The sequence below is a fragment of the Phytobacter massiliensis JC163 genome (genome assembly GCF_000321045.1).
In the GTDB taxonomy this organism is placed as follows: Bacteria; Pseudomonadota; Gammaproteobacteria; order Enterobacterales; family Enterobacteriaceae; genus Phytobacter_A; species Phytobacter_A massiliensis.
Genome location: NZ_HE578946.1, coordinates 673990 through 695233, shown reverse-complemented (window position 1 = coordinate 695233; position 21244 = coordinate 673990). Strand labels below are relative to the sequence as shown.

Sequence of the window (21244 nt, the reverse complement as noted above, 5' to 3'; positions counted from 1 at the left end):
ATGAAAAATAATCATAACAAATGGCGGTTTAACCGGATAGCCGGAGCTCTGGCCGTTGCCTTGATACCGTGGTGTGATGATGCGCTGGCTCGGGATATTTTTAACCCTGCATTACTGGAAATGGATGGCCCGCAGACGGGCATCAGGGATTTATCGGCCTATGAACAGGCCGGAGGGCAGCAGCCGGGAACCTATCGGGTTGATATTTATCTCAATAATGTCTTTATGGAAACCCGCGATGTGGTTTTTCAGCAGAGCCAGCTTAAGGGGTCGGCGGAATTGCAGCCCTGCCTGAAAGTGGAGGAACTCGTTGAATGGGGCGTGCGCGTTAAGCAATTCCCCGAGTTAGGCCGCAAATCGGCGGACTGTGCTGATTTGGCCGTTATTCCGCAGGCAAAGGCAGACTTCCGTTTTAGCCAGCAGCGTCTGTTATTAAGTTTCCCTCAGGCGGCGGTTGCCAGCGCAGCACGAGGCTGGGTAGACCCAAAGCAGTGGGATGACGGTATTACAGCGCTTCTGCTGAATTACTCGTTGAGCGGAGCAAATAACTGGTCGCGTAAAAACGACACGTCGGACAGTGACAATCAGTACGTTAACCTGCGCCCCGGTATAAACATCGGGCCATGGCGTTTACGTAACTATACCACCTGGAACCGCAGCAGCAGCGGCGGCGAGTCCAGTAACAGCTGGGATACGGTTTATACTTACGCGCAGCGTAATATTAATGCCCTGCAAGGGGTGATGACGCTGGGCGACAGCAGTACCGATGCCGACGTCTTCGAAGGCATCCCCTTCCGTGGGGCAATGCTGGCTTCCGATGACGATATGCTGCCGGAAAGCCTGCGCGGCTATGCGCCGGTCGTCCGCGGAATTGCGCGCACCAATGCGCAGGTCATTATTCGCCAGAATGGCTATGAGATTTACCAGGCTTATGTCTCCCCCGGCGCCTTTGAAATTACCGATATGTACTCGACCGGCGGGTCGGGTGATTTAAATGTCACCATTAAAGAATCTGATGGCAGCGAGCAGAACCTGATTGTGCCCTATGCTTCACTGCCCGTCCTGCAACGTGAAGGGCGGTTGAAATATAGCGTAACTTCCGGCGTATACCGGGCTTACGACAACAGCATTGATGAAACCCCTCTTACCCAGGCGACGGCTATTTATGGTCTACCCTGGGTGACCCTTTACGGCGGCGGTCAATTCAGCAGTAAATATCAGGCGCTGGCGCTGGGTATGGGGAAAAACCTCGGCGAGCTCGGGGCTGTCTCCACTGATGTCACTCAGGCCTGGTCTACGCGGCAGGGCGAAGACAAAGAGAGCGGACAGTCGGTGCGCATTCGTTACAGCAAGGATCTGCCAGGACTGGGAACGAATGTCACGCTGGCGGGATATCGCTATGCGACCAGCGGCTACTGGGATATGCAAGAAGTGCTGGATACCTATCGGGATGACAGTTTTACGCCTTCAACTGAGCGGCGTCGTAACCGGGGAGAAGTGACACTCAGCCAGAGCCTCGGTGAGGACATGGGATCGCTATCGCTAAGTTATATCCGCGAGGATTACTGGAATACCGGGCGCTCAATGGAGTCCGTTGGGGTGGGATACAACAATAGCTGGCGCGGTATCAGCTACAGCATGAACTACAGCTATAACCGTAATACTACCGACCAGAACACCGGCAAACGCAATGATGAGGACCACCTGTTCGCTCTGAACATCAGCGTACCGTTGGGGGAATGGCTACCAAAACCGGTTTACGCCAGTTACTCCCTGAACAGTAACAAAAATGGTTCCACCAGTAACAATCTGGGTCTCTCCGGCACCCTGCTGGAACGTAATAACCTGAGCTGGAGCGTACAGGAAGGGTACACCAGCCAGGGCAGAGGAGAGAGCGGCAGCGTCAACGCCGACTGGCGCGCAACCTATGCGGAACTTACCGGCGGTTACAGTCATGATAAATACAGCCATCGCCTGAACTACGCCCTGCGCGGCGGGATGCTGGCGCATGAAAATGGCCTGACGCTGGGGCAGCCTTTTGGTGAAACCCTCGCTTTAGTGAAAGCGCCAGGCGCTTCGGGCGTGGGCATCAACAACCAGACTGGCGTCAGGACTGACTGGCGAGGCTATGCCGTGGTGCCTTATACCTCGCCGTATCGTAAAAATACGCTGACGCTTGATACCAGTACGATGCCGGATGATGTCGATCTTGAACTCACAACCCAGACGGTGGTGCCGACCCGTGGGGCGGTGGTGCGTGCCAGTTATGCCACCAACGTTGGTAGCCGGGTGTTGATGACGGTGCGTCGGGCGAATGGCCAGCCCGTACCTTTCGGCGCGATGGTCAGCGTAGCCGGAGCCGTGACGTCAGAGCAGGCGTTTATCGTCGGCGACGGCGGGCAGGTCTATTTAGCGGGCCTGGCGTCTAACGGGGTACTTAACGTGAAATGGGGATCGAGCGCGCAAGATCGCTGTCGGATTCAGTATTCGCTGCCGTCAGGAAAAACCGTCACCGGCATCATTGTAGCCCAGGGGCTATGCCGTTAATCGAAAGGATGCACAGACAATGAAACGATTTTCATGGGCAATATTAGCAGGCCTGACCGCGCTGGCGCTGTCGCCGCAGGCGATGGCTGCAACCGAGTGGTGTGAAACTATATCAGGGACCCCCGCTCAGGACTCCTTTTCATTTATTCAAACCTTTACCGATCCCGCGCAAAACGAGCCCGGGATGGAGTTTCCCCGTCTGTACCACTGGTCTACAGGGGGGACATATTATGCAAAATGTGATTGCACAGTGGTGAGCGATGCTTTACCCGTTCTCTATAAAGCAACGATCCCAGGGCTAAAGGCAACGAAACCCCGCGGCACGCTGCATTATTATGAGCTTAATCCCTATCTGGAAATTGCTAGCGAGTTATATATTGCTGGCGCGGAGAAGGACTTCTTCCCAACACCCCTGACAGATAAAAGCAATGGAAGTCCCAACTCTTTTACCTGTAATCCAGGCGGAACAATGTTTGATACCGGCTCGGAGGGATATATTTCGCTTTATTTTACACGAGCCTTCGTTGGCCAGGTAATAATCCCACCGACAATCATTCTTAATGTTTACGGAACGAGGCGCGCGGGTAGTTATAGCTCTACGCCTATGGCACAGATCACGATGAGCGGTTCAGTTACGGTACCGCAGTCGTGTGAGATAAACACCGGCCAGCCGATTAATATCAATTTTGGCGATATTGCTGGCAATAATTTCAGGACGGCCAGTCAGATGCCGACGGGATTCACCCCACACGTGGTCGATATGACGGTCGCCTGCACCAATATTTCCACAGGAGTAAAAATCTCCCTTTCATTCCAGGGAACGGCTGACGCTCATGACAACACCGCGCTGGCGACCACCAATAACGATATTGCGGTGCGAATTGAAAGTATTACCGGAACCAAAATCCCTGTAATTTCAGGAATGCTGCCGGTCACGATGAATTACTCAACCCAAACCGGGGACACGGCCATGAAAATCTACCCGATTAATACCACCGGTAATTTACCCGAAGGTGGGGGATTCACCGCCACGGCAACGATTCAGGCCGAAATTGAATAACAGGAGAAAATAATGAAAAAGGCGCTATGGTTGGTATTGTCGCTGCCTGTTTTTTCATCCTGGGGCGGCATACCTTTAAATATACAAGGTAATATTTACTATTTCCCTTGTGAGGTAAGCACGGATACAAGATATCAGGAGGTGGATTTCGGCACGCTGGTGAAAACGCATTTGCAAACGGCCGGGACCGCTTCAGAATGGAAATCTTTTAACTTAAATATCGAAAATTGTCCGGCAGGAACCACTAAAGCAACGGTGAAGTTTGATGGCGTCACTGACGGCGACGACGCCACCCTCTTCGCCAATATGGCGGCCAGCGATGCGGCGCAGAACCTCGCGCTACAGATCACCAATAGCGATCATTCTACCACCTATAAAAACCAGGACGAGATGACTGTTGCGATTGACAGCAGTACCAAAAAGGGCGTTTTCCCGCTGGCGGCGCGCTTATATTCAACGCAAGGTGGAGCGACGTCGGGTAATTTTGAATCAGTGGTGCAACTGACTTTTACCTATCAATAGGCAGATGATTTAAATGAGTGAAAAGGAATGACCCATGCAGGATGAAACCGAATATCCGGGCGTAAAAGATATTGAACGCCTGGTGATTGCTGCACATTATTGCACCCACCCGGAGAGAAACAGCTGCATGATCCAAATGTGTTTTTTGCATGGTTTTAGGATCAACGAAATCACTGCATTAACATTGCAAGATATCGACCTGCCGGGTAAGCGTATTTATATTCGTCGGGCGCGTCAGGGAGTATCAGGCTATCATTATTTACAGCCAAAAGAGATTATTTCATTACAGCGCTGGCTGTTAGCCAGAAAGTCTTATCCGGTCCGTAATGACTTTCTCTTTATTTCCTCCAGGGGAAATAAAATAACCCGACAGCGTTTCTATCAAATCATTCGTGAGTGCTGTGAACTGGCAAAATTCAAGCAATATATTCACCCAAGGATGCTCCGTCATGCTTGTGGATATGAACTGGATAAAAAGGCATTGATAATGATTCTATTCAGGATCATCTCGGTTATCGAAACTTAAAATCTATTCCGCGTTATCACAATTATGTTGAAGAGTAGTTGATTCAGGTATTAGCAGCCCTTTAATGTGCCATGTTCTGGAGTTGGAAATCCCCCTACGCTCACGACAACCTCAAGAGTGACGAAAAAGCGGCACAATGACGGTAGCCCGGATAAGGCGTTACATGAATTCCCGTTGGCTTTGTCAGCAGTCTGAAGCTGCCCGTCGGGCAGCTTTCTGTTGTTTACAGCCCCCTCTGCCAGGCCCCACGTCAGTTCGCAGATGCCGTGGGCCTGATAGTGATTTCCGTGGTATCGACACCCTCCGGAGCCTCAATAACCTGCCGCACGGCGCGGGCAATATCAGCGGGTTTGAGAGAGATGGCGCGGTATGCATCCATCACCGCCATGGTTTCGGGATGGGTAATCGTTGAGGCAAGTTCGCTTTCCACCACCCCCGGGTTGACGCAGGTTACCCGGATATTTGAACTTTCCTGACGTAAACCATCCGAAATAGCCCTTACTGCGAATTTGGTCGCACAGTAGACGGCGGCTGTCGGCACAACAGACAGGGCGCCAATAGAGCCGATATTGATTATCTGCCCGGAATGCTGAGCTTCCATGATGGGAAGAACAGCGCCAATGCCCCACAGCACCCCTTTGATATTGACGTCAATGGTGCGCTCCCATTCATCCTGTTTGCCTGCTGCAAGCGGCGAAAGCGGCATAATGCCCGCATTATTGATTAACACATCAATCCGGCCCCACTTGTCACGCGCTGCCTGCACGAAGGCGGCCATCGAGAGGCGGCTGGTAACGTCTAACTCGTGGGCCTGCGCCTCGCCTCCCGCGCTGCGGATTTCAGCAGCCAGCGCCTCGATACGCTCCACTCTGCGAGCGCCCAGAAATACCTTCGCACCGGCATTTCCCAGTTCTCTGGCAATACCCTCTCCGATACCGCTGGATGCGCCGGTGATTAAGATAACTTTATTCATGCTTTGCACCTTCTGTGAGAACAACCGTTGAGTTCAACACGATGATAGATACTCAGCATTGTTTCTTGTACCCTGCTTTTACTGTACTCACTGGTTAGCAAACTTAAACAATGAAAGTCGACCTTAACCTTTTACCGCTTTTCCTGGCGGTCGCCGGGGAGCGCAGCTTTAGCGCTGCCGCCAGTCGCCTTGGCATCACGCGATCGGCTGTCAGTCAGGGAATAAGACGCCTTGAGGATACGTTTGGAACCCAGCTGGTTATGCGCACCACGCGATCCGTGAATCTGACAGAGGCAGGAGAGCGGCTGTATTCATCGTTATCATCCCCCTTAGCAAACATTGAAGCGGCCTTTGAACATGTGGCTTCGGACAGCACGCCGCGCGGGCTGCTCAGAATAGCGGTGACATCAATAGCGGAAGCGTTTCTTTCAGGCCCGCTGCTCGCTTCGTATGCGGCTGCGAATCCTGCGGTGTCGATTGATATTTTTGTGTCGGATGAGGAGTTCGATATTGTAGCGGCGGGCTATGACGCAGGCGTACGGCTTGGCGAAGTCATTGAAAAAGATATGATTGCCGTCCCCCTGACGGGCCAGCAGCGTGAGATGGTCGTGGCATCCCCCTCTTACCTGGCGGCTCACAGCGCACCGCAACATCCGCGTGAACTTGTTGATCATCAGTGCATTGGCTGGCGTCCTTCCCCGGATGTCGCGCCTTATCGCTGGGAATTTGAGGAGGCAGGCGTCCCTTTTAATGTGGCGATTGAACCGCGAGTCACAACAAACGATCTGCATCTTATGCTAAGCCTCGCGCTTGCCGGTGGCGGCATCACGCTGGCCACGAAAGACACCTTCACGCCCTATATTGAAACAGGGCAGCTCGTTTCATTGCTGGATGATTTTCTTCCCGATTTTCCGGGCTTTTATCTCTATTTTCCCCAACGGCGCAATATGGCACCCAAGCTAAGATCCTTGATCGAGCATATCAGGCAGTGGCGACAGCCAATAATCTATTGAAATTATTCATAATAGCCAGAGACACTCGTGCGGAGGGGGAAGCTAAAAACCTGGGTGCAGAATGAGCTGAAGCAGCGGTCTTAATGTCCGCTATAAGCGAGGAGCGGACGTTAAGGACTCACAACAAAAAAAATCGCCAGATTGGGTAGTAAAGGCTAGATTGAATTCAGGTACCACTGGTATGACCACATAGAAAAGGCTCAACGAATGTATTCAATAAAAATACCCGTAAATGAAGTCGAATTCCTGGCTGCCACGGTTTGGGAAAGAAGCGATGCCAAAGCAGTGGTTATCCTTCATCCAGCAACGGCGGTTGTACAGGCTTTTTATCAGGGTTTCGCAGAGTATCTTTTTAACAGGGGATTCAGTGTCCTGACTTATGATTACCGTGGCACTGGCCATTCTAAATCCGGGATGGTCCGTAGCTACAATGTCTCAATGTCTGACTGGATCGAGCACGACGTCGGATGCATCACAGCCTGGGCTAAAGCTCGTTTCCCCGAACTTAGCCTGCTGGCGGTAGGGCATAGTGTGGGAGGGCATGCCGTTCTGCTTTCGACAGCCACTCACGCCCTGAAGGCTGCGGTTATAGTGGCCTCACATGCCGGTGTGACGAGCACAATAAAACAAACGACAGAAAAAAGTGCGCGTCTGGTGCTTGTTGCGTGTTCTGGCCCCGGTTCTTTGTCGTATCTTAGGGTACATGCCTGCGAAGCGCCTGGGGCTTGGAGAGGATTTACCGGCTCCAGTGATGCTTCAGTGGGGGCGCTGGAGCGCAATGCCAGGTTATTTTTACGACGATCCAGACTGGGATGCACGCCAACGAGCAAGTGAAATAATGTTACCTGTGCTGGTGATGGGTTTTGATGACGACCCCTGGGCTAACCCTGAAGCCATTGCGCGGCTGATGGAACCAGTGCAAAAAGCAAAAATCGAACGCCGCGAGATACGGCACGCTGAATTTGGTCTTCCGGCCATTGGCCATATGGGCTTTTTTCGTACCCGGTGTGCGGAGAAATTATGGCCCGTTGTCGGTCAATGGCTGGAGAGTCAGTGCCCGGATTAAACAAAGCGTGGACATTACGTCCAAAGTACGCCCAGGTTAACATCCACTCATGACGCGAAGCAGATTGCAGAACAATAACCCTGTTCTATTCAACCAACACTCCACTCCTCCAGGCGTAATCCCTTGATACGTTCAAACTCACGCGTGTTATTCGTCACCAGAATCAAACCCAGTGCGCGGGCGTGGGCGGCAATCATGTTGTCATACGGGCCAACGGGCGTACCTGCTTTTGCCAGTAAAGCCCGGATTTGCCCTGTCTGAACTGCCGCATCGATACCATAATTCAGCACCTCCAGCCGGGCGATGAATCCTTCGACCACGCGCAGTTTTTCTTCGGGCTGGCGGACTTTTCCGCGCCGTAAATCAGCGCTATCAGCGTGAGATAACTGATACACATCCGCCCGTAATGCTGGTTAAACGCCTCACGGACGGCCTGCGGTTTATTCAGGCGCTTTTCGGCCCAACATCATCCAGACTATCAGCGCACAGGCCAGCGTGACAGCTGCCAGTACTCTGAACAGAAACATATAGGCAGAGTCATAACTATCGCGGAGCAACGTTCGTGAAATAGCGGGCAATATCGCCGCAGCCCGCTCGGTATTGCCGCCGCCCAGCCAGGCTGCGGCATGATGAATCTCGTCTGGCGCATATCCGTGAACGGTTTTCTGCAAATTTAACGCATTCATTTCCGTCAAAAATGCTGAAACCATCGCCAGGGCTATCCCCTCTCCGGCAACACGCACGGTATTAAAAAGACCAGCTGCCATCCCGGCTTTCTCAACCGGAACCAGTGAAAGGGCCAGACCATCCATCAGCCCCCAGGGAAGCGCGGCTCCGGCACCCGTGATAAACAGTGAAAACAGAAGAAAATAACTGCTGCTACTCTGTAGGGCGTAGCCGAGGAAAAGCAGCCCGGCAGAGGCAATAATGAGTCCCGTCGCAGAAACGGCTGCCGGTGAAAACCAGCGGGTCAGCATAGCGGCCACGGAAGGGAAAAACAGCATCGGAGAGGTCAGCGCCAGAAGATAAAGAGCGCTGCGGGCCTCGCTCATGCCGTCACCCCCCATAAAATGCAGGGGGATAATTATCAGCAGCACAACGTAGCAATAACATGTTGCGACTGGCAGCAGCAGAATACCGGCAAAGCACGGGCGCAGCAGCAGGGAAATATCCAGAGCAGGGTTTGGAGTGTTCTGGCATCGCACCACAAACCCAATGAATAGCAGCATGGCCGACAGGAACAGGGCGAGTACGGTAAGCGAAAAAAAGCCAAAGGCCGGGATAAGCATGACCGCTGATGTAAACAACATCAGGGCTGCGGTGAATAATATCAGCCCTGCGCCATCTGGTTTCTGCTGCTGGCTTTTTTCTGCGCCAGGCAAAAACACCAGCCCGATCAGTAATACCATCCCTGAAAGCAGCGCTAGCATGGCATATACCCATCGCCAGCCCAGCGCATCCGTAATAAAACCAATTACCACAGGGCCGAACGCTAAGCCCACGCCAAACAGCGTGCCAAGCATACTGAATACGCGCGTCCTCTCGGGGCCTTCATAGAGCCGGGCAAGCGCAGCGCTGCCGCTGGCTAATATCATGGCCGCCGCCAACCCCTGTAGTGACCGGAGTAACCCAGCCATCAAAATATGTTGTGTCAGGCCGATCATCGCGCTGCTAAAACAAAACAGGGCCGCACCCGCAACAAAAATGCGTTTTCTGCCGGTGATATCCGCAGCAACGCCTGCCGACAACAGAAAACTGCCGAAAGGGAGCATAAATCCATTGGTCAGCCACGACAGCGCGGCAGGCGAGCCGCCAAGAGCGCGTTGGATGGCGGGCGTAGAGATGACGCCTCCGGTAAAACTTAACGGCAGTAATACCGCCGCCAGGAGTACAGAAAAGGCAGCCATAATCCGGGCGTGTCGGCTGAGCGTGCTGGTTGCAATTGTCATTGAATAACCTTAAGTGTCCGAAGCAGGTGGGCTAACAAATTGCAGCGATGTTATTGCAGACAATATCGTGAATAAATAGACTGGAAATACCTTCTTAGCGGACATTAAGTTCATAATAGATGGATAGTCTGACCTCTCTTACTTCGTTTGTCAGAACAGCAGAGACGCTGAGCTTTGTACAGGCGGCCCGGTTGCTGGGCATTTCAGCCTCAGCGGTTGGCAAAAACGTCGCCAGACTGGAGAACAAACTGGGCGTACGCCTTTTTAACCGCAGCACGCGAAACGTCAGCCTGACAGCGGAGGGGGCGGCTTTATTAATCCGCTGCCAGCATATTCTTGAGCAGTTACACGAGGCGGAGTCAGAACTGACGAACAGTGCCGCGCAGCCCGCCGGCAAGCTCAGGGTCTCACTTCCGGTGATTGGCTACAGGTTAGTCCTCCCTCACCTGCCGGAATTTTCACGCCGCTATCCTCAAGTGGAACTGGATCTGGATTTCAGCGACCGGCTGGTAAACATCATCGATGAAGGATTTGATGTGGCCATACGAAGCGGTGAACTGGCTGACTCCCGACTGAAATCTAAAAAAGCTGGGTGATTTTCGTTTTGTTCTCTGCGCCAGCCCTGCTTATCTGAAGGAGTATGGTCAACCCGGCTCGCCTGAGGATTTGACGGAACACCGATGTATTTTTTTCCGTTTTCCTTCAACGGGGCTGCTCCAGCCCTGGGAACTGCGGGGGATGCGGCCAGCTGCGGATATCAAGGCGGCTTCTGCTCTGACGGTAAATAACATTGAGGCTGCTGTTCGTCTGTGCATGGCGGGCATGGGGATTAGCTATATCCCTGATTTTGCTGTCCGCGAGCCTCTGGCGGCGGGTCAGTTGAAAGAGGTATTGCCCGGAGACTGTATAAAGCAGGGATACTTCTCCGCGCTATGGCCGGCCAGCCGGTATCTCTCGCCGAGAATACGCTGCTTTGTCGATTTTCTTGCCGAGTCAGGCCTCTCTTTATAATCCTTATCGGCAGGCCGTGCTGGCTGAAATAATATGTTCGTTCGTGTCTGGCACAGAGCCAGCATTGCGCGGGTGAATCCAGTTTGCTAAAAAGGACTATTCATCTTTTTTTAAAGCCGGGCGTATGATGTTGAGCCAGTTCTACTCTGTGCCTTTTCCTGGTCACGCACTTTGTGCCGAAAGCACCTTCGGGCGCAATGGGCATATTTTGATGCTGCATGGCGGCGGAAAAGATCGAAAGGTTTTTTACAAGTACCGCGTCCTTATGGACCAATTAGGTTTTGGCACCACTCTGTTTGATTTTATAGGCCATGGCGAAACGGGCGGCGACATTCACGAATCGTCTCTTTACAGTCGCACGCTGCAGGCGGAAGCGGTGATTGCTCACCGGGGGCTGGCGGTTACAGGATGTATGGGCACGAGTATGGGGGCGTACAATGCGCTGCAGCTGAGTCAAAGGCTTCAACTGAAATCCCTCATACTTATGGTGCCAGGGGTCTATGCCGCCTCAGCCGGTCAGGTTAAGTTTGGCGCGGATTTTTCAAAGATCATACGCAAATTCCGCAGTTGGGAGGAAACAGACGCATGGGATATGGCCGCAGCATTCACCGGGAATTTACTGGTTATTGCCGCCGGGAAAGACGCAATCATTCCTCCTGAAATCCCGCAACGGCTTGTTTCATCAGCCATTCACGCTTCTCACAGTCAGCTTCTGACACTTCCCGAGGCGGGTCATAATAATGTCTGGGAACAGCTGATGGCCTCAGAGACATTATACGAGAGTGCGCACTCTGCCTTTGAACGGTGCTTATCCTGCTGAAATAAGTTAGGCGGCTGCCCTTTAGGGTAAACGGCCGCGATGATAGCGCGTGAACCCTATCCTCCCGCGCCGGTTTTATCGCCAATATCCCAACCCTGCGGTAAAGACGCCCGTAAAAGTTTATCTGCAACTTTGTCTTCCCGCATCCAGGTATCCAGCTTCCGTCGATCCTCAGGGGCAAGAACCGGGGTGCTGAGGCACATTTCCATAAATACAGCGAAAGGCGTGTCATGCTTTGTTCACTCATCGCCGCCATCATGGCTATTCAGAAAAGCGAATGGTACGGCAAACGCCTCCTGTCCATTGGCACGCAACCGACGTTTTACGCTACATAACGTCGCTTGCTTGAGCCGGGCACGAAGAATTATTCCCTTGCAAACCTATACAAAATACAAATTTTTGTATAAGTTTATAGTATTGCCTGCCGTGCTACGAAATTACCCGAGGAAAGTATGCCGCGTAAACCGCTACAGTTCACCGATCCCGCTCTTTTTGACGATTCACGGACCCTGAGTCAAAAAAAGATCGTGGGTTCCATTGTTCGGGAGATTCTGTATTCTGGTCTGGCATTAACCCGAAAAAATATCTGTATCAAGCTCGTTGCCTACAGTGCCAGGGCCACCACCCGGGAAGAAAAACACGCTACCGAGAGTTTACTAAAGCTGCTGTTTATAAAAAGCTGAACGTAGACCGCTTTCATTCAGAGACCGCCTGACAGCGTACTGTGATCTAATAACGATTGAGTCCGCGCATCTTCCTGCGATGAACTACAGTAAATGTAGGTAACTCATAGCAGTGGAGACGACGGTTTTGTTAAACGAAGAAAATGAGCGCCAGACCATCATAGGCGAAGCATCCCTGAGACTCGCTGTTGGCACGAAAGAAATTACAGTGACTTCACTTATTGCCGAACTGGCCATTATGGCTCGTAACGAGTTCAGTGAAGAAAAACTGGTGGGTATCGCCTCTGCCAGGCAGTGGCTGAACGCATTACGCCCACGCTTATCCGGGGGACAGCAGATTCCTTCTCTGAACATCATGCCCAGCTATAACGATAAACCGGCATGACTATGCTATGTATTACTCCTGTTGCTTCTTCTGGTGGCAGATAAAGGAGCTGTTTCACCTTTATTATTGCGAACAAAGGAGCTTTCTTACCATTAGAGCACAAGCTCCACCAATTGCACCTAAACCTGCCCCTGTCAGTACACCTTCAAGGAGTAAAAGATACTCATTTTGATTTACCCCCGAGACTAAATAAGTAAACATAACGCCTGAAGCCACAGCCAATGAGGAATGAAATAGAGATTTTTTATGTACTAAAAAACCCGTAAGGTATCCGCACAAAAACATCACGGAATAAGACTGCGAATTAAATAAAATAATTAACCAATGATTACTTCATTACCATAACCTGCATTTATTAATTATTTTTCTTAAGTTATCCCCCTTTAAGTATTGTTCTTTTTTCACTCCACAAGCAAATGCCCGCCTGAAGGCCAGGTAAGTTCTTACACATCTCGTCATCCGGCCAGACGTTGGCGAACCGGTGACCAGCGCCCGGCGTCGATTCGTCGACAAACCACGCCGCACGGCTGCGGTTGCCGTTTGCCGCGCGAGAGGCAATTACAGGTCGTGATTATTTCAGGCAGGACGTTTTACGCCTGGCTAGCCCGCAAAAAAAAGTGGGGCCATAAGGCCCCACGCGGTACAGAGTGGTTATGCCAGACGGCTACTCAGGAAGCGCGTACACCACCACCTGATCGCCCACCTGATCCTTGAGGATGGTGTTCCCGCCAGCGACGAAGGCGACATACTGACGGCCTTTGTACTCATAGACCGACGGGTTCGCTACCGCAGGCGCTTCGACCTGATCGGACCACAGCTCTTCACCGCTCTCCACCGAATAGGCGCGGACTTTGGCATCCATAGAAGCGCCGATAAAGATCACGCCGCCTGCCGTAATAGCCGGGCCGCCGATAGTGGGCGAGCCCCAGCTTTCCGGCATAAAGAAGCCATACTGCTGCGATGCGCCAACCGGACGACGCCACTTCACATCGCCCGTGTGCATATCCAGCGCGACGATTTCACCAAACGGCGGCTTCCAGCACGGCATGCCCAGCCAGTTATCCGCGACCAGCAGACGCATACCGTAAGGCGCGCCTTCCTGCGGCGCAAAGCCGCTCTCGTTGCCAGCGTTTTTATCCGCTTTATCGTAATCCTCACGGCTATAGAGCTTCACGTACTGCACAATATGCGAGGTGTTGACGATAGCGATTTGTTTTTGCGGATCGAACGCCACCCCGCCCCACTGCACGCCACCGGCGCTGTCCGGGTAGGTCAGCGCGCCTTCGCCTTTCGTGGTAGGCGGCGTGTACATACCTTCATAGCTCAGGTTATCCCACAGGCGCGAGCACTGTCCGGCCCCTACCATATCCGCCAGCTTCCAGATCTCTGGCTTCTTCGACTGATCGAGCAGCGGCGCAGGCTTCGTCGGGAAAGGCTGCGTTGGCGAGAGCGCTTCGCCCTGCACCGAACCATCGCCCTGCGGTACAGGACGCTCCTCAATAGGCCAGACATCCTCCCCTGTCAGGCGGTTCACCACAAACAGGAAGCCCTGCTTGGTAGCCTGAACCAGCGCCGGGATCTGCTTGCCGTTGACGGTGATGTCCATCAGCGTCGGCGCAGAGTTGATGTCGTAATCCCATACGTCGTGATGCACCCACTGACGAGACCAGACCACCTTGCCGGTATTGATGTCCAGTGCGGTAGTGGAGGTGCCAAGCGGAATGGGTTTAACGCGGTTGCCGCCCCAGTAGTTAGGTGACGGGGAGGAAACCGGCAGATAGACCAGACCGTTTGCCTCATCGGCAGACATGTGGGTCCAGACGTTAGCCGTACCGGTGCGTTGACGAACGTCTGCCGGAATCGCGTCAAAGGTCCACTCACGCTCGCCGGTCTGGGCATTGATCGAGAAAACCGTGCCCGGAGGCGCTTCGGCGTAAGCCCAGTCTTTACCTGCCCAGCCCACCAGCAGATGGTTACCGACCACGGTAGGCGGCTGCAGGATTGACAGCGGGAACTTGGCGTTGACCGTGTTCCACTGGTTCACATCGAGCACGCCGTTGTCAGCAAAGCCGCTGCATGGCTTACCGGAATCCGCATCCAGCGCATAGAGCTTGCCGTCCACGGTGCCCATGTAAACAATTTTCTGGCACGCCTCGCCGGCGACCGGATTTTTTGCCTGCCAGTACGATACGCCACGGTTTTTTAGCACCGGTTGGGTCAGCGCTTTGCGCGGCGATTTGGTGTCGTAGTGCCACTTCTCTTTGCCGGTACCGGGATCGAGGGCAATCAGGCGATCGAAAGGCGTACCGATATAGAGCGTTTCGTTGGCGAAAATGGGCGTAGCGGACCAGACGGTGGCCGGGGTATCACCTTTGCCGTCAGAGACGTCGCCGGTATGATACTCCCAGACTTTTTTTAATTTACTGACGTTTTCCGCCGTAATTTGCGTCAGCGGGCTGTATTTCTGCGCGTTGAGCTGGCCATGAAAACTGTCCCACGTGGCGGTTGAAGGCACCAGCGGCGTCGCCGGTTGGGCGGCAGAGGCGACTTTCTGTCCATCATTGTTGCCCGTTGAGGCCTCGTCAGTGGTTTTGGTGGTGCCCGGCGCCTGTTGATCGGCCGCATCCACGTTCAGCTTCTCCTGGGTTCCCTGCGATGCCTCAGCGGCTTTCTCCTCTGCATGTAGCGTAAGCGGAGCGACCAGCAGCGCCAGCGCCGTCATGCTGACTTTCAGTAAGGGTGAATGATTACTATGCACGGGCGGCTCCTCAGGCTCTTACGCGATGATCGGGACGAACGGAATTGCTGCTCAGCGCAATCAGACCGATAAGGCCGACTACCATTGCTGCGGGAATGGCGTACTGATGCAGCAGCGCACCGGCAAAACCAATACCGAACAACACCACGAGGGTGATAACAATCAGGAAAACGCGCATTCCTCCGCGGGAAGCACGACGCAGGAGTAAGGTCAGCAGCGCCAGCAGTACGCAGGCGACCGCCACACCCAGGGCGCCGATAGTACCGGTAACGCCGGTAAGCGGGGTCAGCCACGCATATAAAGCCACCGCGAAGCCAACCACAGCGGCCAGCAGCAGCAGAATACTGCCGAGGCGTGAGGGTTGAGATTGCAACATACCAGGAAATCCCCTATCAAAAATAAACAATTATTTATGGCGTAAAAGTGAGCGACGCGGCTGTGAATCACGCAGGGCAACCGTGGCCGCACAGCTCACTAAACGTAACTGAGTATAGAAGAAGGATTTTTGTCTGGGCGATTAGTCGTGTCTGGCCTGCACCAGCAGGAAAAAGGGATGCCCCTGCCGGGTTTCAGAGCAGCCCCTGCATATCCCAGCGGGCGGAGCCCATGACATCAAAGATATGCTGGTCGGTAAAAGGCGGGAATTTCCTTTAAAGAAAAGAGTTTGCAGTAATATGCTATGAGAATTACCTTACTTAAAGCCATGTATTTTTTATTACCCGCAGATAAAAAACAATTTTTTTAACAGCGTCACAGGGCTCTTTATTTATTGAATGAGCCTTCTCATCTGCGCTGGCGTTTTCCCGAAACGTTGCCGGAAAACGTCTATATATGCGCTGACGTTACTGTAGCCGCTCAGGGCTGCAACCTCACTGACCGGCAGATCGGCAAGCACCCACTGAAGGGAAGCCACAACTTTTGCCTGCTGTCGCCACTGGCTGAAACTCAGGCCGGTCTGCTCTTTAAACAGTCGGCTAAGGCTTCTGACGCTAAGTCCCCATTGCTGTGCCAGCTGGCTTTGATCACGCGTACTTGCCGGATTTTTTAATAGCTCGCTGGCCACATTCCGGGCGCGACGATCGGTCGGTAACGTTAACTCAAGCGGTAACGCAGCGCGCTGCGCCATCTCGTACCCTAAGAGTTTCACCAGCAGGGCGGGATACTCTTCTGCGGAGTGCGCCTGGCTATTCCGGCACCGATCCAGTAAGGCAATAATAAAGGGATCGGCGCCATACACCCCCGCATGACCCGGAAAGCGAGCGCAGGCCATAGCGTCGGGATAAAGGCTGTTTCCCGTCGCGTTTGCTGGCACCCAGGCACGGTGATGCAAACCGGGGGGAAACCACCCCACCGACCCGGGCGTAACGGTCCACTGGGCGCGCGCAGTTTCAATGATCATCATGCCCTGGCTAAGCCAGTAGAGCTGCCCGGTAGTGTGTTTATGCCAGGACGTGGTGTGCCGGGCGCTATAGCTGAATAATTGCGTTTCCATCATTATGGCCGGTTAGCCGTAAAAAGTGTCTTTATACGGATATTACCCCGTTCAGCCTTTCCCGTAGAGTGTTTCTTCTTTAAGAGGAGAGACAAATGAACAACGCAAGTAAAACGGTTATTGAGGTACTGGAAAACGTAGTCTGCCATGCAGAACATGACGAGGGCCGCATCGCCCGCTATTTTGACCCCGCTTACCAACAGACAGCGGACGGGCACCAACTGGGATACCGGGACTTTGTTAAACATATGGCGACCCTGAAGTCGTTAACCACCATGATTAACATCACCGTGAAGTCTGTTATTGCAGAGGGCGATACGGTATTTACCCACCATGTTGTCGATGTGGCAAAACGCCAGGGTGAAAAAAGCGAGTTTGAAGTCTTCGCTAAGTTCACGCTGTCGGCAGGGAAAATTATCCGCTGTGAAGAGTTAACCCGGATGATAACAGGGAACACCGCCGACCGGGATTTTGCCACAAAGCGGTAATATCCAATCGCCTACCGGGCTTTGCATATTACGCTGCAACGCTACTTATTTTTGGTATTAACAAACTGATAGTCGACGATATAGCTGCCTAAATGATTCGTCCGGGCCGTGACCCTTACCGCATTCATCCCCGGCTTGCGCCCGGACGCTAAGGCTTTTTTATTGGTGCACAGCTGGATCCAATTGCGGGTAGGCGCATCCTTGATCCACAGCCCTGCTTCGCAATGGCTGAATCTGGCGACAGCAGGCCCGGGAAAGGTAATTTCATATTCCGAATCATAGTGAACGATTTTACCGGGTGACAGGTAACTCCAGACATCAAAAATATTCAAAGAAAGCACCAGCCCCAGGCAGAAACCGCCAAAAAACACCTGAAAAATGTACCCTGACGTCTTACCAACAGGGCGAAACCAGGCCACTCTGCCTGCCGGGATAAGCCCAAAAATGCACCCCACCGTTATACTGGTCAGCCAGTCGGGAATGGATTTCATCAACACCATGCGCATGCCGATATGCGAGGCCCAAAGCAGATAACTGAATCCGCCCCCCAGAACCACGAAAAGCCCCAGCACAAAAATGTACTTTCTTGCCTTGTTTTCAAATGAGTAGTAAACCATGCACCCAGGCTCATTTATTATTGTTGGTGATGATTTTAGGAGATTTATCAACAATATTGTAGCAAAGGGGCCGGCAGTGACAGGCTGTTAAGCGAGGCCCCTCTTTGGCAGGCCATTCTGCCAAAGAGGGGGGGCGGTTAATCCCGCATATACTGGTGCATCTCGGCCGCCGTCAGGTTCCAGCGGCTGCCATCAAATGGCGGCATATAGCTTCCGTCATCCTGACCGATTTCATCGGCAATCAGCTGATTCAGCTTTTCATTCATCTCCATAATGATCTGCTGATGTTTCTGCGGCTCCATTGCCAGGTTAATGTTCTCATCCGGGTCATTAATGATATCGAACAGCTCGACATCATTATTCGCCAGCAGCGCCTCCAGCGTCTTCGGCGTATTGTGTTGCTTGAGGGAGAAGTAACGCGCGAATTTATAGCGCCCGTCGTTGATCATCCTGATGCCCGACCGATGCGAAAAATCAGGGTGCAGCTTCGCCATCTCTTTTTTGAATTCCGCATCCGGCAGCTTCTTCGCGCTCAGCGCTCTGAACTTCCTGATGTACTGTGCATCCATATATAAAATCATGCCGTAGCAATAGAGCGAGCCGGGACGAAGCGCGTTTACCCCTGCCTTTTCCGGCTGCGCCAGCAGGCGACTCATATCACGTCCTTTTCTGCCCGCCAGCACCTTATCGCGCGCGGATTTATCGCAGCCGGTTAACCCCACCAGCGTCGGCACTAAATCCAGGTGGCTGGTAATGCTGTTACAGCGAACGTTACCGGGATAAGCCGGATGGCGAATGATCATCGGCACATGGATCTGCTCTTTATAAACCGACGAGCCTTTACCGTGCAGCTGATGCGCTCCGCCTAACTCACCGTGGTCCGAGGTAAAGACAATGATGGTCTTGTCGGTGAGGGCCAAGTTATCCAGCTCATTGAGAATCGCCTCAAGGTGCTGGTCATTATCGCGGATACAGTTGAAATAATAATCCAGCAGCTTACGCCAGCGTCGATCTTCGTCGGGGAATTGCCCTTCCGTCGCCGCCCTCGCCTCCTGGTATATTTTATGGGCGGCAGGCCTGCCGGGTTCGTCCAGCGGCTGGTGGCGGTTAGCGGGCAGCGGGTAGCCCGGCCAGCTCTTTTGATAAAGCCGATTATGGGGCGGCTGTGTTGGCAGCAGCGTATGGTTTTCCGCATCCATTGGCCCTTTCCACTGAATTTTGTCGCCGGGCTCATCGGTATCAATAAACATCACGTCGTGCGGATTCACCAGATTAACGGCGGCAAACCAGGGCTTATTATCGTCATTTAATGTTCGCCCCGTATTACGCAACCAGCTTATTGTCTGCCCGGCGGTCACCGAGTCAAAAAAATAGCCCCCCTTGCTCTTGCCAATCACATCGCCAATACCGTGATAGTCAGAGAAACCATATTTATCCATAATCTGGTGCAAACGCGGCACCGGGATATCGCCGGTATCCACATCCTCATCTCGTTTACCCGCAACAGGGCTCTCTATCTCCTGCGTTAAATGCCACTTTCCTTTATAGGCGGAGTAGTAGCCTAGCTCACGCATCATATGGCCTACGGTGCGTAATTGCGGGTCGAGATCGTACTTCATCCACGGGAATCCAAGGTTATCGAACATTCGGGTCTGCGGCATATGCAGGCCGGTATACATCACCGAACGCGAAGGGGTGCACACATTGGCGGTATTTTGATGGTTGGTAAAGGTCACGCCCGTTTTCATCAGCCGTTCCCGCCCCGGCACCGGGAAGGGGTAGCGGTCGAAGAAACGCTCCTGATCGCAGGTTATCAGTAAAATGTTGTACCCCTCCGGCAGCGTTTCCGGGACAGGGCCGGTAAAAGGCACATCCCAGGCGGGTTTCTCTTTTGCGCACGCTGGCGCGGCGTTGCCTGTCTCGGGTAACAGGCTGGCAGCGGCGGCAATACCAAAGACTTTTAAGAGATCGCGACGGTTTTCGTTAATTTCGTTTTTTTGTTTCAACGTTCAAGCTCCGTTAATTTACTCACATGCTCCCGAATCTCCGGGATAAAATTCATCACCAGCGCCGGAGGTTGCTGGTTTAATAAAAGCTTTCGCATGACATTCATATAAGGGGTGATATGGCGGAAAAAGGATAAATAGCCTTCACACAGGTAATTTTGATATTCGCCGTCCTGCAAAAGCGTACGGTGTTTAGGGCACCCGCCGTGGCAGGCAAACCGCCACGGGCAGGCTTGACAGCGTGCTGAAAGCTGCGCTTTCGCCAGGCCAAACCGCTGCTGGAATGGCGAACCGGCTAACGTCGCCAGCGGGTCCTGCGTCAGGTTGCCGAGTTTGTATTCAGGTGAGACATAATGATCGCAGCTGTAGACGTCGCCATTTTTCTCCACCAGCAGGCTCTGGCCGCAGCGAGGCTGCATGGTGCACAGGGTGGCGGGCTCTCCTGCCCACACGCCAAGAAGGTCGTCGAAAAACTGAATAAAGACCTTCCCGACATCGTTTTCCAGCCACTGGTCGAAAATATCGCGCAGGAAACGTCCCCACCCCTCTGGCGTCACCGTCCAGGGCGTTTGGGCTTCTACCAGCGGAATAAACTGCAGATGACGGAGATTGAGCTCGCGGGTTAACGCGTGATACACCTCTTTCGCAAGCGGCGTTGACTGGCGGCTCACCACCACCATGGCGTTGACCGGCACCTCATGCCGCCGAAGCGCGTGGAGGGCGCGAACCACCTTGTGCCAAGTGGGTTTCCCCGCCCGGCTCTTGCGCCAGGCATCATGCAATATTGCGGGGCCGTCAATGGACAGCCCTACCAGAAAGCCGTGCTCGCGCAGAAAGCGCGCCCAGCTATCGTTAAGCAAAATGCCATTGGTTTGCAGGCTATTGTGAACCGTTTTATTGCCGCGATACTGCTGCTGTAATTCAACAACTTTTTTAAAAAAGGGCAGTCCGCATAATGTTGGTTCGCCCCCCTGCCAACAAAAGGCGACATGTTCCCCGGGCGTCGAAATAAGGGTATTGCGGATATACGCTTCTAGCGTTTTATCATCCATGACGGGATTCGCTGGCCGCGGAACAGTGTTTTGCAGATAAAAACAATATTCGCACTGCAAATTACAGAGATTACCGCCGGGTTTCGCCACGGTATTAAAAATATTTATCATCGGCCATGCTACTCGCTACTTACTATGGCGGGATAATAAGGCGATTTTCATTACCGATATAATTTCAAGTGTAACTAATAGCCCTCTAACCTGTTTTGCGTCAAACAACCTTTTTTTATGTCAATTATGTAGAGAAAACACAGGCTTACTGGCAAAAAAGTGGTC

General features: G+C 52.9%; 17 protein-coding genes and 3 pseudogenes. 11 read left to right on the top strand and 9 right to left on the bottom strand.

All coding sequences use genetic code 11. The features are described 5' to 3' along the window. The 4 genes from ENTHG_RS13730 to ENTHG_RS13715 are packed head-to-tail and all read left to right on the top strand — an operon-like array spanning position 1 to position 4655. A complete protein-coding gene (locus ENTHG_RS13730) occupies positions 1-2547 on the top strand; it encodes a fimbria/pilus outer membrane usher protein (protein ID WP_044180543.1) in 2547 nt (848 codons plus the stop codon). Positions 2548-2566: 19 nt separating this feature from the next. After that, positions 2567-3607, top strand: a complete 1041-nt coding sequence (locus tag ENTHG_RS13725; RefSeq protein WP_044180541.1) for a fimbrial protein — start codon at positions 2567-2569, stop codon at positions 3605-3607. Positions 3608-3619: 12 nt separating this feature from the next. Then, positions 3620-4129 carry a fimbrial protein gene (locus tag ENTHG_RS13720; protein WP_044180539.1) on the top strand — a complete coding sequence of 170 codons (510 nt, stop codon included), beginning with the start codon at positions 3620-3622 and terminating at the stop codon, positions 4127-4129. Between the two features lie 34 nt (positions 4130-4163). After that, positions 4164-4655: a tyrosine-type recombinase/integrase gene (locus tag ENTHG_RS13715; protein WP_237567484.1), complete on the top strand. Its 492-nt coding sequence runs from the start codon at positions 4164-4166 to the stop codon at positions 4653-4655. Between the two features lie 250 nt (positions 4656-4905). Here ENTHG_RS13715 and ENTHG_RS13710 read toward each other — a convergent pair whose 3' ends face one another. After that, on the bottom strand, positions 4906-5628 hold the full coding sequence (locus ENTHG_RS13710) for an SDR family oxidoreductase (RefSeq protein WP_044180537.1): 723 nt from the start codon (positions 5626-5628) through the stop codon (positions 4906-4908). A gap of 110 nt (positions 5629-5738) precedes the next feature. On the opposite strand from ENTHG_RS13710, the gene ENTHG_RS13705 reads away from it, so the two are divergent. Continuing rightward, a complete protein-coding gene (locus ENTHG_RS13705; protein ID WP_044180536.1) occupies positions 5739-6641 on the top strand; it encodes a LysR family transcriptional regulator in 903 nt (300 codons plus the stop codon). A gap of 207 nt (positions 6642-6848) precedes the next feature. Beyond that, positions 6849-7707 (top strand): annotated as a pseudogene (locus tag ENTHG_RS13700) (alpha/beta hydrolase family protein). A gap of 89 nt (positions 7708-7796) precedes the next feature. On the opposite strand, the pseudogene vapC reads toward ENTHG_RS13700, so the two are convergent. Both vapC and ENTHG_RS13690 read right to left on the bottom strand, forming a co-directional pair. Beyond that, positions 7797-8155, bottom strand: a pseudogene (gene vapC, locus ENTHG_RS13695) (tRNA(fMet)-specific endonuclease VapC). Continuing rightward, the gene (locus ENTHG_RS13690) at positions 8148-9656 is read right to left on the bottom strand and encodes an MFS transporter (RefSeq protein WP_044180534.1); all 1509 of its coding nucleotides are present in this window, start codon (positions 9654-9656) and stop codon (positions 8148-8150) included. Before ENTHG_RS13690 ends, vapC begins: the two are co-directional and overlap by 8 nt. Before the next feature lie 119 nt (positions 9657-9775). Between ENTHG_RS13690 and ENTHG_RS13685 the strand changes: the two are divergent. The 4 genes and pseudogenes from ENTHG_RS13685 to ENTHG_RS25600 all read left to right on the top strand — a co-directional run bounded on the left by ENTHG_RS13685 (position 9776) and on the right by ENTHG_RS25600 (position 12555). After that, positions 9776-10667, top strand: a pseudogene (locus ENTHG_RS13685) (LysR family transcriptional regulator). A 124-nt stretch (positions 10668-10791) separates the two neighbouring features. Continuing rightward, positions 10792-11487 carry an alpha/beta fold hydrolase gene (locus ENTHG_RS13680; protein WP_052332712.1) on the top strand — a complete coding sequence of 232 codons (696 nt, stop codon included), beginning with the start codon at positions 10792-10794 and terminating at the stop codon, positions 11485-11487. A 452-nt stretch (positions 11488-11939) separates the two neighbouring features. Continuing rightward, positions 11940-12170 (top strand): hypothetical protein, encoded by a 231-nt coding sequence (locus ENTHG_RS13675; RefSeq protein ID WP_044180532.1) that lies wholly within the window; start codon positions 11940-11942, stop codon positions 12168-12170. A 127-nt stretch (positions 12171-12297) separates the two neighbouring features. Then, positions 12298-12555: a hypothetical protein gene (locus ENTHG_RS25600; RefSeq protein WP_044180530.1), complete on the top strand. Its 258-nt coding sequence runs from the start codon at positions 12298-12300 to the stop codon at positions 12553-12555. A gap of 664 nt (positions 12556-13219) precedes the next feature. On the opposite strand, the gene ENTHG_RS13665 is transcribed toward ENTHG_RS25600, so the two are convergent. From ENTHG_RS13665 to ENTHG_RS13655, 3 genes are all read right to left on the bottom strand, one after another. Next, on the bottom strand, positions 13220-15277 hold the full coding sequence (locus ENTHG_RS13665; RefSeq protein WP_421957799.1) for a pyrroloquinoline quinone-dependent dehydrogenase: 2058 nt from the start codon (positions 15275-15277) through the stop codon (positions 13220-13222). 46 nt (positions 15278-15323) lie between these two features. Next, positions 15324-15689: a hypothetical protein gene (locus ENTHG_RS13660; RefSeq protein WP_044180526.1), complete on the bottom strand. Its 366-nt coding sequence runs from the start codon at positions 15687-15689 to the stop codon at positions 15324-15326. A 390-nt stretch (positions 15690-16079) separates the two neighbouring features. Continuing rightward, on the bottom strand, positions 16080-16808 hold the full coding sequence (locus ENTHG_RS13655; protein ID WP_044180524.1) for a helix-turn-helix domain-containing protein: 729 nt from the start codon (positions 16806-16808) through the stop codon (positions 16080-16082). A gap of 92 nt (positions 16809-16900) precedes the next feature. On the opposite strand from ENTHG_RS13655, the gene ENTHG_RS13650 reads away from it, so the two are divergent. Then, positions 16901-17293, top strand: a complete 393-nt coding sequence (locus ENTHG_RS13650; RefSeq protein ID WP_052332710.1) for a nuclear transport factor 2 family protein — start codon at positions 16901-16903, stop codon at positions 17291-17293. A 41-nt stretch (positions 17294-17334) separates the two neighbouring features. Here the strand turns inward: ENTHG_RS13650 and ENTHG_RS13645 are convergent, their stop codons facing one another. The 3 genes from ENTHG_RS13645 to ENTHG_RS13635 form a co-directional block, all read right to left on the bottom strand. Continuing rightward, positions 17335-17964, bottom strand: a complete 630-nt coding sequence (locus ENTHG_RS13645) for a hypothetical protein (RefSeq protein WP_237567483.1) — start codon at positions 17962-17964, stop codon at positions 17335-17337. 83 nt (positions 17965-18047) lie between these two features. Further along, on the bottom strand, positions 18048-19916 hold the full coding sequence (locus tag ENTHG_RS13640; RefSeq protein WP_044180520.1) for a sulfatase family protein: 1869 nt from the start codon (positions 19914-19916) through the stop codon (positions 18048-18050). Next, positions 19913-21079, bottom strand: a complete 1167-nt coding sequence (locus tag ENTHG_RS13635) for an anaerobic sulfatase maturase (protein ID WP_044180518.1) — start codon at positions 21077-21079, stop codon at positions 19913-19915. Before ENTHG_RS13635 ends, ENTHG_RS13640 begins: the two co-directional genes overlap by 4 nt. Positions 21080-21244 lie beyond the last annotated feature (165 nt).

Coding starts and splice junctions, on each gene's coding strand:
- ENTHG_RS13710 (WP_044180537.1), bottom strand. CDS start 5,628: ATGAATAAAGTTATCTTAATCACCGGCGCATCCAGCGGTATCGGAGAG.
- ENTHG_RS13705 (WP_044180536.1), top strand. CDS start 5,739: ATGAAAGTCGACCTTAACCTTTTACCGCTTTTCCTGGCGGTCGCCGGG.
- ENTHG_RS13680 (WP_052332712.1), top strand. CDS start 10,792: ATGATGTTGAGCCAGTTCTACTCTGTGCCTTTTCCTGGTCACGCACTT.
- ENTHG_RS13715 (WP_237567484.1), top strand. CDS start 4,164: ATGCAGGATGAAACCGAATATCCGGGCGTAAAAGATATTGAACGCCTG.
- ENTHG_RS13665 (WP_421957799.1), bottom strand. CDS start 15,277: ATGACGGCGCTGGCGCTGCTGGTCGCTCCGCTTACGCTACATGCAGAG.
- ENTHG_RS13730 (WP_044180543.1), top strand. CDS start 1: ATGAAAAATAATCATAACAAATGGCGGTTTAACCGGATAGCCGGAGCT.
- ENTHG_RS13720 (WP_044180539.1), top strand. CDS start 3,620: ATGAAAAAGGCGCTATGGTTGGTATTGTCGCTGCCTGTTTTTTCATCC.
- ENTHG_RS13675 (WP_044180532.1), top strand. CDS start 11,940: ATGCCGCGTAAACCGCTACAGTTCACCGATCCCGCTCTTTTTGACGAT.
- ENTHG_RS13655 (WP_044180524.1), bottom strand. CDS start 16,808: ATGATGGAAACGCAATTATTCAGCTATAGCGCCCGGCACACCACGTCC.
- ENTHG_RS13635 (WP_044180518.1), bottom strand. CDS start 21,079: ATGATAAATATTTTTAATACCGTGGCGAAACCCGGCGGTAATCTCTGT.
- ENTHG_RS13690 (WP_044180534.1), bottom strand. CDS start 9,656: ATGACAATTGCAACCAGCACGCTCAGCCGACACGCCCGGATTATGGCT.
- ENTHG_RS13660 (WP_044180526.1), bottom strand. CDS start 15,689: ATGTTGCAATCTCAACCCTCACGCCTCGGCAGTATTCTGCTGCTGCTG.
- ENTHG_RS13725 (WP_044180541.1), top strand. CDS start 2,567: ATGAAACGATTTTCATGGGCAATATTAGCAGGCCTGACCGCGCTGGCG.
- ENTHG_RS13650 (WP_052332710.1), top strand. CDS start 16,901: ATGAACAACGCAAGTAAAACGGTTATTGAGGTACTGGAAAACGTAGTC.